The organism is Thiocapsa rosea (genome assembly GCF_003634315.1).
Classification (GTDB): domain Bacteria; phylum Pseudomonadota; class Gammaproteobacteria; order Chromatiales; family Chromatiaceae; genus Thiocapsa; species Thiocapsa rosea.
Genome location: NZ_RBXL01000001.1, coordinates 4332368 through 4346281 on the forward strand (window position 1 = coordinate 4332368; position 13914 = coordinate 4346281).

At 67.3% G+C, this 13914-nt stretch carries 11 protein-coding genes; 8 read left to right on the forward strand and 3 right to left on the reverse strand.

What is annotated here, in order from left to right; genetic code table 11:
• Positions 1 to 169 precede the first annotated feature (169 nt).
• A complete protein-coding gene (locus BDD21_RS19385; RefSeq protein WP_120798556.1) occupies positions 170 to 1303 on the forward strand; it encodes an SEL1-like repeat protein in 1134 nt (377 codons plus the stop codon).
• A gap of 159 nt (positions 1304 to 1462) precedes the next feature.
• Positions 1463 to 2005 carry a hypothetical protein gene (locus BDD21_RS19390; protein ID WP_120798557.1) on the forward strand — a complete coding sequence of 181 codons (543 nt, stop codon included), beginning with the start codon at positions 1463 to 1465 and terminating at the stop codon, positions 2003 to 2005.
• A 131-nt stretch (positions 2006 to 2136) separates the two neighbouring features.
• Here BDD21_RS19390 and BDD21_RS19395 read toward each other — a convergent pair whose 3' ends face one another.
• Positions 2137 to 4386 (reverse strand): hypothetical protein, encoded by a 2250-nt coding sequence (locus tag BDD21_RS19395; RefSeq protein WP_120798558.1) that lies wholly within the window; start codon positions 4384 to 4386, stop codon positions 2137 to 2139.
• Positions 4387 to 4614: 228 nt separating this feature from the next.
• Here BDD21_RS19395 and BDD21_RS19400 point away from each other — a divergent pair, with 228 nt between their 5' ends.
• The 6 genes from BDD21_RS19400 to BDD21_RS19425 all read left to right on the forward strand — a co-directional run bounded on the left by BDD21_RS19400 (position 4615) and on the right by BDD21_RS19425 (position 12140).
• Entirely contained in the window at positions 4615 to 6651 is a 2037-nt protein-coding gene (locus BDD21_RS19400; protein ID WP_120800020.1) for a vWA domain-containing protein, read from the forward strand.
• 68 nt (positions 6652 to 6719) lie between these two features.
• Positions 6720 to 7460, forward strand: coding sequence for an ABC transporter ATP-binding protein (locus BDD21_RS19405; protein WP_245969699.1), 741 nt, complete (start codon positions 6720 to 6722; stop codon positions 7458 to 7460).
• A gap of 111 nt (positions 7461 to 7571) precedes the next feature.
• On the forward strand, positions 7572 to 8912 hold the full coding sequence (locus BDD21_RS19410; RefSeq protein ID WP_120798560.1) for an ABC transporter permease: 1341 nt from the start codon (positions 7572 to 7574) through the stop codon (positions 8910 to 8912).
• A 235-nt stretch (positions 8913 to 9147) separates the two neighbouring features.
• Positions 9148 to 10749 carry an SUMF1/EgtB/PvdO family nonheme iron enzyme gene (locus BDD21_RS19415; protein ID WP_170164827.1) on the forward strand — a complete coding sequence of 534 codons (1602 nt, stop codon included), beginning with the start codon at positions 9148 to 9150 and terminating at the stop codon, positions 10747 to 10749.
• Between the two features lie 116 nt (positions 10750 to 10865).
• Positions 10866 to 11600: a YMGG-like glycine zipper-containing protein gene (locus tag BDD21_RS19420; protein WP_120798562.1), complete on the forward strand. Its 735-nt coding sequence runs from the start codon at positions 10866 to 10868 to the stop codon at positions 11598 to 11600.
• A 27-nt stretch (positions 11601 to 11627) separates the two neighbouring features.
• Positions 11628 to 12140, forward strand: a complete 513-nt coding sequence (locus BDD21_RS19425; protein WP_120798563.1) for a hypothetical protein — start codon at positions 11628 to 11630, stop codon at positions 12138 to 12140.
• A gap of 253 nt (positions 12141 to 12393) precedes the next feature.
• Here the strand turns inward: BDD21_RS19425 and BDD21_RS19430 are convergent, their stop codons facing one another.
• Both BDD21_RS19430 and ygfZ read right to left on the reverse strand, forming a co-directional pair.
• Positions 12394 to 12798 (reverse strand): DUF1622 domain-containing protein, encoded by a 405-nt coding sequence (locus BDD21_RS19430; RefSeq protein ID WP_120798564.1) that lies wholly within the window; start codon positions 12796 to 12798, stop codon positions 12394 to 12396.
• Complete coding sequence (gene ygfZ / locus BDD21_RS19435; protein ID WP_120798565.1) at positions 12795 to 13832, reverse strand: CAF17-like 4Fe-4S cluster assembly/insertion protein YgfZ; 1038 nt, start codon at positions 13830 to 13832, stop codon at positions 12795 to 12797. Before ygfZ ends, BDD21_RS19430 begins: the two co-directional genes overlap by 4 nt.
• Between the last annotated feature and the right edge of the window lie 82 nt (positions 13833 to 13914).

Below are 13914 nucleotides of genomic sequence, written 5' to 3' on the forward strand. Positions count from 1 at the left end.
TTCGTCCTGAATCCGATTACGACAACGACAACGACAACGAAAAATTCTGCGACGGGTTTGCTCGATACCGACGGCATCGGGGATCGATGCCTTCCGGGCACTCGCTGTCCTCCGTGACCACGCGATCCCGTCAACGCCTTCAAACCCCAACGAGTACAGGTAGACCCCGATGGCCCTGAAGATCGATCTCCACCCGGCCGGTCCGGGCTCCGCCCGGCTGCTGATCGGAGGCGCACGGCCGAGCCCGGAGACGGTCTCGCTCGCCCTGCAACGCAACGACGGGCGCTACCTGGGGTTGGATCGCCAATGGCAGGTCACACCGCACTGGCACCCCATCTTCACCGCCGAGCCGCTATCGGACGGACTCAGGCTCACCCTCGGCGCGGACCTGGTGGACAGCATCGTCGGCGTCGGCGGCGCACCATTGCGCGTCGTCGCCAGGCTCGACGGCGCCGAGGACGCCGGCACACTGCGGATCCGCGGCGAGTTGATCGGATCCGGCGCCGCCGCACCGCGCTCGGCATCCAGGGATCCCTTGGAGGAGACCATCAGCGTCCGCAGACCCGGAGCCGAGTCCGCGCGCGACGCCGAGCCGGTTTCCGACGCCGACGACTTCTCGCTCGACCTCGATGGTCATGCGGATCCCCGACCGACCCCGCGCTCCGCGGCACGCTGGCCCTGGTTCGCACTTGTCGCCGTCCTGCTTTTGGCCGGCGCCGGTGCCGGCGCTTGGTGGCTCGGTTGGTTCGGCGAGACGCTGCCGGCGGATCCGGATGTCGCTCAACTCGTCGAGCCGACCCCGGACCGCCCGCTCGTTCCAGAGGACGAGTCGGGATCGACGCGATCGGGTGAAACGATACCCCCTCCGGAACCCGATCCCACCCTCACCGGCATCGCGCTGGCGAGCCGATTTCTCGCCGATGGACCGCCCCCGGCAGCCATCTTCGAGCGCGCAGAACAACTTGAGCAAGCCGGCGATTGCCCCGCGGCCTATGCGCTCTTCAGCGAAGCCGCCAACGCCGATCCGACCTTCGCGGCCCGTCTCGCCCGGCGTTACGATCCGCTCAGCCATCGCCCCGGAACCTGCATCGTCGCCCCCGATATCCCGTATGCGATCGTCTACTATAGCGACGCCGCCGAGGCCGGCGACATCGAGGTCCAGCGCCGCCTCGGCCAGCTTATGGCCGAGCATGAGACCTCCGGGCCGACGCATGAGGCGGGCCTTGGTTGGCTGCGGAAGGCGGCGGCTGCGGGTGACACGGAGGCCGCGGGAGCGATCGAGCGCTTCGACGTGGGGCGGTGATTCCGACCGGATGGCCTGATCCGGCTCAAAGGTGTGTGCGAGACGGCACGGAACGACCCGTCGCCGAGGCGACGGACTCGCAATGATCAAAACGACGACTATGCTTTATGGGAGTCGTTCGCACGACCACGGCTCGCCAGAGGACGCAGGAGGAAGGACATGGACAACAGCATCTGGTTTTGGCTGATCGTCGGTGCGGTGCTTGCGCTCGCCATCCTCAAGACCCACGCCGAGCACCGTGCCTACGCGACCGCGAAGAACGCTTACCGAGTTGCCCTCGCGGCCTTGGCCGATGACCCGACCAACACCACGCTGCGCCAAGATGCCCTGCGCAAGGGCCGCGCCCTGACCGCTGCCGGTCGGCGGCTCAACGCCGGCGCCAAGACACCGCGCGTCAGCGTCCACGACGAGCTGGCCATCCGCAACGACCTCGACGCCATCCACGCAGGTGCCGCGCCCGGACTCGTGGGCATCGCGGAGGGGCTCGCCAGGCTCGCCGCGCTGCACCATGAGGGCGTTCTGACCCCGGAGGAGCTGGCCCTTCTGAAGCAACAGATCACCGGTCGGTCGAGCGGAGTCGAGGACGTGATCCGGCTCCTGCGAGGACTGAAGGCTCTTGAGCGCGAGGGCGTGCTCACCGAGGGCGAGTTCAACATCAAAAAGTGGGACATACTCTCGAAGCGACTACTGCGTAAGGACTGAGTGGCCGACTGCCGAACGGTGCGTCGCTCGGAATCCATTGCCACGGTTGTCGTTGTCGTAATCGACAACGACAACGACAACGACAACGAAATTAGACTCGGCGCTCAACTTATTTTTGACATGTTATCTATCTAGCGTCGCCGCCCGAGACACAGGTCGCTGCCGTTTCCGCTGCAGATCACCCGTCCGCTCGCATCGTAGGCGGCATAAGACACCTGGACGATGCCGCGACCGCGGCACCCGTAGAAGAGATCGCCGCGCCAGGTGTTGCGGCCGATCTTGCGCAGGGCGCAGTTGCGGCATCCGGGATTGGTCGAGGTCACGCGGGCGACGCGCTCGCTGGCCGGCGGATCGATGGTGACGATATGGCGGACGCGGTCGCCATCCCAACCGGAGGTCGGGTCGATGGTGAGGCGTCCCGTGCATTCCCCGCGCATGGCGAAGGAGCCGCTGTCTTTCGGGGTCGGAGGCGGGGCAGGGGACTTGGTGCTGATCTTGATCTCGGGTGGCGGGGCCTTCGGGGGCGCTTGGGCCACGACGGGTTTCGGCGGCGGCGGGCGGCACGGGCCGATCCGCTCACCGAGTTCTACCCGGACCGGTCGCAACGTCGGGGCGGACTCGCGCTTGAGGTCGCGCTCCAAGGCGACGAGGCGCGTGCAGTCCGTGCCGGCCTCGGCGAGGCGTCGGGTGTAACGGTCGATTCGGTCGCAGTCGGCGATCGGTGCCTTGAGTGCGTCGCGTGCCTTGGCGAAGCGCGGGTCGCCTTTCTCGGCGAGACTGGCGGCCAGCTCGCGCGCCTTGGCGCAGTCGCCGCCGATGGCCGCGATTTGCTCCTCGAGCGCGTCGGCCTCGCTGCAGAGCTGGAGCTCGGGTGCCAGTCGGGTGCGGATGTCGAGGAAGCGCAGATTGTTTCGGTACGCATCGAGCCCGTCGGCCAACGCCTGAAGACGGTCACAGTCGCCGTTGGCCTCTGCGAAGCCTTGCTCCAAGTCGTTCAGGTCCGCGCATTGGCGCAGCGCGATGGCGAGCCTCTCGGACACGGCGGCGAGTGGCTCGCGCTCCGGGTCATGGCGCGACAGGGTCTCGTCAAGTCCGGCGAGGACCAAACAATCGTCCTGCGAGCGTGCCAGCTCGCCTTCCAGATGATCGGCCAGGTCGCAGCGCGCGAGGGCCTCGTCGAGTCCGCGCCGGATCTCGCTTAACGGTGGGCGGCTTGCGTCCAGCTCGACGAAGGCGGGGGCAGTCTCGCGCGCCAGGGTGCGCAGTGCCGTGCAGTCGGTCGACACCTCGGTCAGCCGCGGGCCGAGCGTCTCGGCGAGACGGCAGGCCGCGAGTGCGCGATCCAGGCCGATGCGCAGTGCGGCGATCTCGCTCCGGGGTGCGTCGAGCGTCGCGATCTCTCGTTCCAACTCAGCGACGGCGAGGCAGTCGCCGGCGACCGCATCGAGACGTTGGGCGAGTCCATCGACCCGCGCGCAGGCCGAGATCCTTCGGTCCAGCTCGGCCTTTAAGGCGCGGAAGGGTTCGCGCTCGAGGTCGTAGAAGGCGAGTTCCTCATCCAAGGCGGGCAGATGATCGCAGGGCGGCTCGGTCGCGAGCCGCTCGGTGAAGAGTGCGGCCTCCTCGCAGATGCCGATCTCGGTCAGGACCGCCATGCGGATGTCCGCGTAGCGTGCGTCCTCGCGGTCGATCCGCTCCAAGCGGGACGCGATCTCCAACAGGGGCGCAGCCGGGTCGCATTGGTTGGCCAGTGCGGCATCGAGGTCCTCGCGTAAGCCCTGCTCGGTCTCCTCCAGTTGCCAGAGCCAGACACCCAGGGCGAGACCGAGCCCCAGGGTAGCGAATGCGATCAATCCGAGAAGGGGCAGGATCCACGCGGGCCGGCGCGGCGCGGGCGGGACAGTCGCGGGATCCGACGCACCGGCTGCGTGCGGCGGCCGGCCGGGGTCGGTCCCGCCCCAGGAGATCAGCACCGGGGCGCCGCCGATCACATAGACCGCCTCGTCGCCGGGATAGACGATGGCGCGGATCAGCAGGCGCGCGGGCTCGGGATCCTCCGGCTCGCGACGAGTCAGCTCGTCGGCCAGGTGCGAGATCGCGTTCAGGTGATCGTCGAGGATGCGCCGAGCCGCCGCCTGCTCTTCGTCCGGCAGATCGGTCAAGGGCCGCGGTTGTCCGGGCAACTCGCTGGTCCAAGTGACGGTACCCGAGCCGTCGACGGCGATTTCGGGCCGGGCGAAGACGGCTGCCGTTGCCCCGGGCAGATGCCGTCTGAGTGTTCGTCCGAGTGCGTCGAATTGTTGCCAGGGATGATCCGGCGGCAGCCGATCCGCAGGAGGGCCGGCGTAGATCAGGGTCAGGATACGAACCGAGGGTGTCATCGCGGGCTCCCGAGCTGTCGATGTGACGTCCTGACGTGGATTCTAGCCGGTTCGGTGCCGAGGGCGGCCTATGCGATAATCATCGACTTGCGGCGTCGGGTTACGACTCGCCTTGACCGTGGTCCGGATCGTCGGATCTCGGAGTGGCGCGCCTAACCCGACCTACGCCGTGTCGGCATGATCGGATCGCCCGATGACCTCTCGGAGCGCGGAATCACTGGAGGCCGGATGATTGGAGTACACCTGAAGCGACGGTTGAGTGCGTGGCTGCTGTTGACTGCGGTTGTCATGGCAGCGGCGCCGGTCTGTGCCGAGCCGACGACCGATCGCTCGCCCTTGCTGCAGGCCGGGAAGAAGACGCTCTTTCAGCGGGTCCTGACCCGTCCGGGGGCGATGCTGACCGCGCAACCGGGCGGCGATGCCGGGAGTCTTGTCGATGCCTTCTCGCGCTTCTACGTCTATGCCGAGACCGAGCGCGACGGGCAGCGCTGGCTCGAGGTCGGCGTCGACACCAGGGGCAAGGTCAGCGGCTGGCTGCGGGCCGGGGACACGGTGCCTTGGCTTCAGCAAATGGCGCTGGCCTTCACCAACCCGGGCGCCGCGCGCGAGCGCGCCCTGTTCTTCGAGTCCTGGGACGCGCTGAACGGCCTGCTGGCGCTCCCGGATCCGGCCGCCGAGGTCGGGCCGCTGACCCGCGAGATCGCCGAGGGCGGGCGCGATCCGCGCGTAGTGGCGATCGAGCCGGATCGCTTTATCGACATCAACTCGCGCTTCTATCTGCTGCCGATCCTGGACTTCGAGGAGGTCTTCACCGATTCGGGTCATCTGATGCGCGGTCTGAAGGTGGCCTCGGTCACCGAGACGGCGGCTCCGACGAGTACGCCGCCTCGGGACGGCGGCGCGGAGCCGGTGACCCAGCTCGGCAGCTTCCGCGCGGCGGTGGTCTTCATCATCGACTCGACCATCTCGATGCAGCAATACATCGACGAGGCGCGCGCTGCGGCGGAGCAGGTCTATAAGCGGATCGAGGGCTCGGGGCTTCTCGAGAAGGTCTCCTTCGGTCTCGTCGCCTTCCGTGCACCGAGCGCCGATCCGGCCAAGGCCAAATCGTTGGAATATGTCGCGCGGATGTTCGTCGACCCCGCGGAGGTCTCCTCGGGGCTCGAGTTCCTGACCCGCGCATCCAAGGTCACCGAGGCGACGGTCTCGACGGACCGGTTCGACGAGGATCCTTACGCCGGGGTGATCACGGCCCTCGAGGAGATCCCCTGGAACCGCTTCGGCGCTCGCTATGCCGTGCTGATCACGGATGCCGGCGCGCTCGAAGGCGACGCCTCCACCACGGGTCTGCATGCCGAGCAGGTGCGTTCGGAGGCGGCCGAGAAGGGTGTCGCCCTCATGGTGCTGCATCTCAAAACAGCGATGGGCAAGGCCAATCACGCCGCCGCCGAGGCGCAGTATCGGACCCTGGCCAACAACGCGGCGATCCAGCGCAGCCTCTACTTCTCGGTGCAGGACGGCTCTGCCGCGGCGCTGGGCAAGGCGGTCGCGACGCTGTCCGACACGGTGATCGAAAGCATCGAAGCGTCTGCACGCGGCGATCTCGCGGCGGGCAGTGCGCGTGCCGCGACCGGAATCCCAAGTCCTGCGAACCCGCCGCCGAGCCCTGCCGTTGCACAAGACCCGGAGACGGCCTCGCTTCGGGAGGCGACACGCGCGCTCGGTCATGCCATGCAGCTTGCCTATCTGGGCCGGGAGGAGGGCACTCGCGCCCCGTCGGTCTTCGAGGGCTGGATCAGCGACAGCGATCTTGCGGACCCTACGGTGCGCACGGTCGACGAGCGGGTGCTGATCACCAAGGACCAACTGAGCGATCTGCACGGGATCCTCAAGCAGATCGTCGATGCCGCCGATGCCGGGATGTTGAAGCCCGACGCCTTCTTCGACAGCCTGCGCTCCATCGCCGCCCAATACGGGCGCGATCCGGCGCTCGCCGCAAGCCCGCAGGCGACCAAGCTGGCCGACCTCGGTCTGCTCGGGGAATACCTCGACGGCCTGCCCTACAAGAGCGACGTCATGACGCTGGATCAGGACACCTGGTCGCGCTGGGGTACGCAGCGGCAGTTCGAGTTCGTCAGCCGGCTCAAGGGCAAGATCAAGCTCTACGAGCGCTACAACGCCGACACGGATCGCTGGGTCAGTTTGGCCGAGGGTAGCCCGGCGGGCGAATGGGTCTATCCGGTGCCGCTGCGCGATCTGCCCTGATGTGTCCGGGGATGGCGCCTGTCGATTCCGTGCCCGCTCGGGCGATATCGCCCGATGTTCCCGAAGCGTTGACCGCGGGCCCGCTGATCGAGACGACCGGACTGGGCTATCGCTACGGGCACGGCGGCGGGTCCTTCGAGGTCAGGGTGCCGAGCTTGATGATCGCCCGCGGCGAGACACTGGCCCTCACCGGGGAGAGCGGCAGCGGCAAGAGCACGGTGCTGGAGCTGCTCGGGCTCGCCGCGCCGCCGTTGCCGGGCGCGCACTTTCTCTGGCATGCGGCGGCGGCGCCGGTGGATGTGGCTGCACTGTGGCGTGCCCGCGCCGAGGGCGCACTCGCGCGGATGCGCGCCCGCTCGATCGGATTCGTGATGCAGACCGGCGGGCTCTTGCCCTTTCTCACCGTGCGCGAAAACATCGGCATCAACCGCCGCCTGCTCGGGCTTCCCGTCGAAGACGCGCGGATCGCACACCTGGTGGCGGCGCTCGAGATCGGTGCGCTGCTGGACCGACGGCCGGCGCAGCTCTCGGTCGGCCAGCAGCAGCGTGTCGCGATCGGGCGCGCACTGGCCCATGGGCCGGCCCTGGTGCTGGCCGACGAGCCTTCCTCGGCGCTCGATCCGCGGCTTGCCGACCGTGTGCTGGGCCTGTTGCGTGATCTGGCGGTCGAGAGCGGGGCCGCGGTGGTGATCGCGACACACGAGCAGGGGCGCGTGCGCGCGCTCGGCCTGCGCGAGATCCAGGCGCGTCCGCTCGATACGCTCGATACGCCCGAGCGGCTCGGCTACAGCTTCGAGGACGCACGTTGAACGGTACGGATCGCCGGGGACACGGCTTAGTCACGGTTCAGGAACGACTTAGCCATTCCGGTTCATTCCCCCTCTCCCCAACCCCTCTCCCGCGAGGGGAGAGGGGCTAAGATGGATCACTTGTTAGTGAACGGTTGCTTACTCAATCGATCTGTCCCGCAGCCCTTCGGCCCCGTCGCCGCCGAGGTCTGGTCCTTGGCCTGGAAGGATCTGCGCCATGATCGGCACACCACGCTGGTGTTCGTGCTGACGGTCGCCGCAATCCTGGCCCCGTTGCTCCTGCTGCTCGGACTCAAGAACGGTGTCGTCGAGACCCTGCGCGAAACGCTGTTGCGCGATCCGCGTAACCTGGAGGTGGTCATCTACGGCAGCGCCCGGCTGAATCGCGACTGGCTCGCCGAGACCGCGGCGCGGCCGGACGTCGCCTTCCTGATCCCCAAGACACGGACCATCAATGCCAGTGTGGATCTGCTGGACTCCGCGCGACGCCTGCTGCCTGCGGTCGAGGTGATCCCGACCGCGCTCGGCGATCCGCTTCTGCCGCCGGGCACCGCGCTGCCGCGCCATCCCGGCGAGGTCCTGGTGACCGCGACCTTGGCACGCCGGCTGGGCCTGATGCCCGCCGAGCCAGTGCCGGGGGCGCCTGCCTCCGGGGCGGAGGAGGGCGTTCCCACGCAGGCCGATCCGGCTGCCGTAGTCGCCGTCGTGAAGCGCACCCGCGACGGCGTCTCCGAGCACATGCGGCTGCCGCTCTCGGTGATCGGCATCGTGCCCGAGGCGCGGTTCGCGCGCGATGCGCTCTTCACCAGCCTGGACCTCTTGGTCGCCGCCGAGGACTATCGTGACGGCACCCTGGATCTGCCGCCCGACGGCGCCGTCCCGATCGATTACGCGGAGCGCCAGACGCGCTTCGCCAACGCCCGGCTTTATGCGACCGGGTTGGATCAGGTCGGCCCCCTGGCCGCTGCGGTCAGTGCCGAGGGGATCGAGGTCCGCACCCAAGCCGAGCGGATCGCCTCCGTACAGGCGGTCGATCGGACCCTGTCGTTCCTGTTTCGGGTCATCGCGTTGATTGGCGGGGCGGGCTGTGCGCTGGCCTTGGGCGGCGCGCTCTGGGTGGGCGTGGAGCGCAAGCGCCGTCAGTTGGCGCTGCTGCGGTTGTTTGGATTCGGACCCTGCGCGGTCGCAGCGCTGCCGGTGATCCAAGGGTCGCTCATCGCCGGGCTCGGGCTGCTTTTTGCGGGTGCCGGCTATCTGGCGGGCGCGCATGCGTTCGACGCCGTCATGGGCGGGAATCTGGCCGGCGGGGGTTATTTGACCCAGCTCGGCATCCAAGACCTGGGTGTGGCGGCCGGGTTGGTCATGCTGGTGGCGCTGGTCGCATCCACGGCCGGGGCGATACGGGCCGGGCGCGTGAGTCCGGCGGAGGGTTTGCGTGAAGCCATACGATGAGTCGGGGCGAATCGGCCGGGTCGGACCCGTTGGACAGACGTGGCAGGGCCGATCGGTGCTTTCAAATCTCTCACGGAGACACGGAGATCACGGAGATTCGATAACCGATAGCCTTGCCGCCCTGCTCTTGCTGTTCCTCCGTGCTCTCCGTGTCTCCGTGAGAGTCTTTTCCCTGGACCGACAAGTACCCTGCGGGAGAAGTCGCCTCTGTCGTCCAGGGATGGTCCTCGCGTTCGTGGTTATTCTGTGTACCTTTGCCGCACGCGGCGTCGCCGAGGTCGCGGTGACCTGGCCCGAGGCGCTCTACAACCCCAAGCCGGCACCCGAGGACGTCATCGTCCCGCTGCCGTGCGGTGGCGCCATGGCCTTCCGGCCGGTCGGCACGGCGGGCACCGATCCGCTCGCCGATACCGAGGTGGAGCTGGGCAGCGAGACCGAGAGCCAAGGCTATGCCGAGCATCGCTATCTCGACCATCTCGCGGGCAGCTTCGAGGTGCCCGAGGGCGAGCGGCGTCGCTTCCTGATCGGCAAGTACGAGGTCACCGCGCTGCAATACGACGCGGTCCTCGCCGCCGCGTCCGGTGCGGCCTGTCCGGAACCGGGCAAGGGCGCGACGGCGCGACTCCCCAAGGGCGGTATCGGCTGGCACGATGCGCTGGACTTCGCGCATCGCTACTCGCTCTGGCTGCGCGCGGAGGCCGGTGCCATCGCCGATTGCGACACGACCGCGACGCCCTGTCTGCCCCGTGCCGACGGAGTGCCGGCCTTCGTGCGTCTGCCGACGGAGTCCGAGTGGGAATATGCGGCGCGCGGCGGCGATCGGGTCAGCCCGGCGGTGTTTCGCGAGATGCTCTATCCGATGCCGGACGGACCCGCGCGCCACGCCTGGTTCAACCAGAACGCGCAGGGTCAGGTGCGTCCGATCGGCGTGCTCGAGCCGAACCCGGTCGGCCTTCACGATGTCATGGGAAATCTCGAGGAGTATGTCCTCGACCCCTTTCGGCTGCACCGGGTGGAGCGTCGACACGGCCAACCCGGTGCGGCGGTGGTGCGCGGCGGCAGTCTCCATTCCAGTGCCGAGGATCTGCGCAGCTCGCTACGGCGCGAGGTTCCGTTCTACGATGATCGCGGTGCCGTGGGGACAGCGGACACGGGTTTTCGCGTCCTGCTCGCGGCACCTGTCCTGACCTCCAACCAGCGCATCGACGCCGTACGCGCCGCCTGGGAGCGGCTCGGCAGTGATGTCGCCCGGCCGCAAGAGACGCCGCCGCCGCGTCCGGTGCTGTCGGATCGTCCCTTCGAGGATCCGGTCTTGGAGCTGACCGCACTCGCCCGGGCGAGCGGCGAGCCCGAGATGAAGCAGCGCCTGGAGCGGCTGCGCAGCGTGGTCGCCGGCACGAACCAGCGCCTCTACGAGCAGCGCGCCCGCAGCGCCCGGGAGGCCCTGCGCTTCGGCGGACTGCTGTGCGAGAAGCTCTCGGTCGAGGGCTACAACATCGATCTGCTCCGCCAGCGCTACGACCTCTGCAAAAAGAACGAGGACGCCGCGCATCCGCGCTGTCGCCGACTCGCCGAGGATCTGGCGCGCGACGATGCGGTGCTCGAGGCCAATGTCGGCGTCTATGCCGACTCGATCGTCCGCACCGCGCAGACCTATCCGGACGACCTGGCCGTTCTCGACACGGAACTCGGCGGACTACGCTCCGAGCTGAGCGCGCGTGGCTACGGGGATCTGGGGATCTATCCCGAGCGCTTCCATCGGCAGGTCTTGGACTATGCGCGAACAGGCGGCGTCGCACGCGACGACTGGTTCAACGGGTGTCGCGAGCTGCGTTGAGGGCAACATTTTTCGGCGCTCGAGCGCGGCGCGATCGGCTAAACTCAGGCGACGGACGTGCAGGGTTGCACACCCGCGGAACCATCCGAGCGGAACCATTCATAAGGAGCATCCAGATGTTGATCGCGCGTCGAACAGGTAAGAGCATCGTCGTCGTCAGCCTGTCCTTGGCCCTTCTCCAGGCCGGTTGCGTCAGCAACCCGACCATGAGCGGAGGGAACGCTTCAAGCATGCCGCTGACGCCCGCCGAGCAGCGCATGCGCCAGCAATCCTCCGGGCTCGATGCCAAGACCTCGATCCAAGGTTGCGCTGCCGGTGCGGTCGCGGGCGCCTTGCTCGGGATGTTGTCGGACGGCAAACGCAGCAACAACATGATGATCGGTGCCGCCGCGGGCTGTGCGGTCGGGCTTGCAGCCAATGCCTATGTGCAATCCAAGCGTCAGCAGTATCAGAACGACGAGCAGCGTATCGCGGCCATGACCGCGGACGTCCGGGCGGAGAACGCGCGCATTTCGAGCCTGATTGCGACCACCGAGGAGGTGATCGCCGCCGACAGCAAGCGTCTTGCGCAGGTCAACGCGGCCTATCGCAACAAGGCCATCTCGAGCGAGCAGGCAAGGCGCGATCTCGCCGGTGTGAAGGCCAATCGCGATCAGATGCAGAGCACGGTCAACGCGCTCAAGGACAAGCAGAGCGATTGGGTCGAGATCTCCAACCTGGAGCGACAGACCGGCACCAATACCGCTCAGTTGGATCAGGAGATCGGGGTTCTGAAGAAGCGGATCTCGGGCTTGGAGCAAGAGGTCGCGCTCATGGACAAACAGATCAATGCGTCGCCGGTGGCGGGCTGAGCGCATATGGGCATGGAGATCACCCGAATGACCGCAATGACTCATAGGCCGGCGCTCGCCGCCTTTTCAATGGCCTTCGCGGCGATCCTCGCCGGCTGCGCCACGACGCCGGGCGAGTGCGATCCGACCTCGCGGGATTTCTTCAAGAACACCGGGTGTCTCGCTTCCGGCGCCTACGGCGAACGCCAGCGTACGATGCAGGCGACGCTCGCCCAAGAGCAGCGTCTAAACGCCTCGTTCCGCTCCGTACTCTCCGAGCTTCAGGCCGAGCAGTCCAAGGTGAAGGGCGAGCTGAGCAGCCGGCAAGCCGACTATGCTCGGCTCGACGCCGCTTGGGGCGATCTGAAGCGAAGCCTCGCCGCCGAGACCAAGGCCAACCGGGAACTCGCCGCGCGGGTGTCGGCGATCGACAGCAGCGTTCAGGCCCGCAAGGCCGCCGACGCCGGTACCGATGTTGCCGCGAAGCAGGCGGCCCGCGACGACCTCAAGCTCAAGGTTTCCATGTTGGAGAAGGAGTTGGCGGCAGGGGTTTACGAATAGCCCTAGGTAATTTGCGCAAGGCTAAATGTTTTAATCTGTGCCGACGACAGGAAGCACAACACAGCTCTGCGGGTTGTCCCTCGCTACTGCTCGGCGCAACCTACGCCCTCGTTGTCGTTGTCGTAATCGTTGTCGTTGTCGTTGTCGTTGTCGTAATCGGATTCCGTACGACAACGACAACGACAACAACAACGAAAAATTCTGCAACAGCCGCGGCGCCGAACTCGGTGAACTTCGCTCTCGCTCGTCCACCCTACCGGCCCCGGTGCTCCTCCTGCATCTCGCGCATCAGGAAGTAGTTCAGCACCGTGCGGATGACGACGATGGCCGCCAGCTTGCCGAGCTGATCCCAGCTCGGCGCCACCGCGGTGGACAGGATGTCGGCACCGACCTGGAATTCGAGCGCCAACGCCAGGTAGCGCGCCAGCGTGAGGCGGATCGGGTTGTAGTCTCTGATGCCGGATGAGAACAAGGCGCGGATGAACTGGTAGCTCGCCACGAGCACGCCGATGCCGATGATCAGCGCCCCCATCGCCTCCACACCCAACTTGAGCCACAGGACCGCAGTCAGCACCCATTCCTCGACGCCGAGCGCACCCGGATCTGGAAGCCAGATTCCCGATGTCGCTTCCGGAAGACCATCGAGGCTCGCGCTCATTCCTCAACCGGGAATCCGTAAGGCGGGGCCTCCAGACGCAACAGAGGCCCGCCTTCGCTGAGCCTGACCTCGCCGGCTTCGGCCGCCTTGATCTCGACGACGGCGAGCAGCGCGTAGCGACCGGTGGCGACCGGGCTGGCCGCGACGACAGTCCCGCTGCCCTGCTGCGAGGTGCTGTCCGGCGAGAAGATCGCGTCGCCCGGTAGCGGCGGCGTCTCGCTTGCAACCTCGCCGATGTACATCCGGCGCTTGAGCTTGCCGAGATACTGCATCCGGGCCACGACCTCCTGGCCGGTGTAGCACCCCTTGTGGAAGCTGACGCCGTCGATGAGCTGCATGTTGGCCATCTGGGGCACGAAGGTGTCCGCCGTTTCGTTGTAAACGCTCGGGATGCCGGCGCGGATATCGAGGAGCGTCCAGGCGTCGGTGTTTGCGGGTGCGGCTTGGGCGCGCAGCGCGTCCCAATGCGCGCGCAGCGGCTCGGGCGGGCCGATGATCTCGATGCGCGGCGTCGGACCCGACAGGCGAATCACGGCGATTGCGTCGGCGACGGCGAGGCCGTTCTCGGACTCGGGCACCGGGAGACCGCAGGCGCTCACGGCGGACGGTGCACAATCACCGGCAATCGCGATGCGAGCCAGGTCGTCGCTTGCATCCGCGATACTCACCCGACTGCGCAGCACGAACATCCGCAGCCGCTTCAGGAGGTCCGGGATGCGTTGCGACGGCAGTTGGAGATAAAAGGTGTCGCCGACCCGCATCACCAGAAAGTTGGCCAGCATGCGTCCCTTCTGGCTGCAGTGACTGCTCCACTGCACATGGCTTTCCGAGAGCTCGCGCAGATCGTTGCTGAGTTGGCCTTGGAGGAAGCCGAAGGCGTCCTCGCCGCGTACGGCGAGAAGCCCAAGATGCGAAAGATCGAAGAGACGACAACCGTCGGCGGCGTCCGGACCGGGGTCGGGGAAACGGGGGATGCCGTCTTCGTCGATCCGAGCGGAGCTTGCGGTGAGATGATCTCGCCAAACTGGATGCATGCTGAGTTACCTCGGGCTGAATTCCGTGAGGCCGCACGATGCTGCGTCGAGATGCGGCTGGTTCCGGTATCATAACCAACAG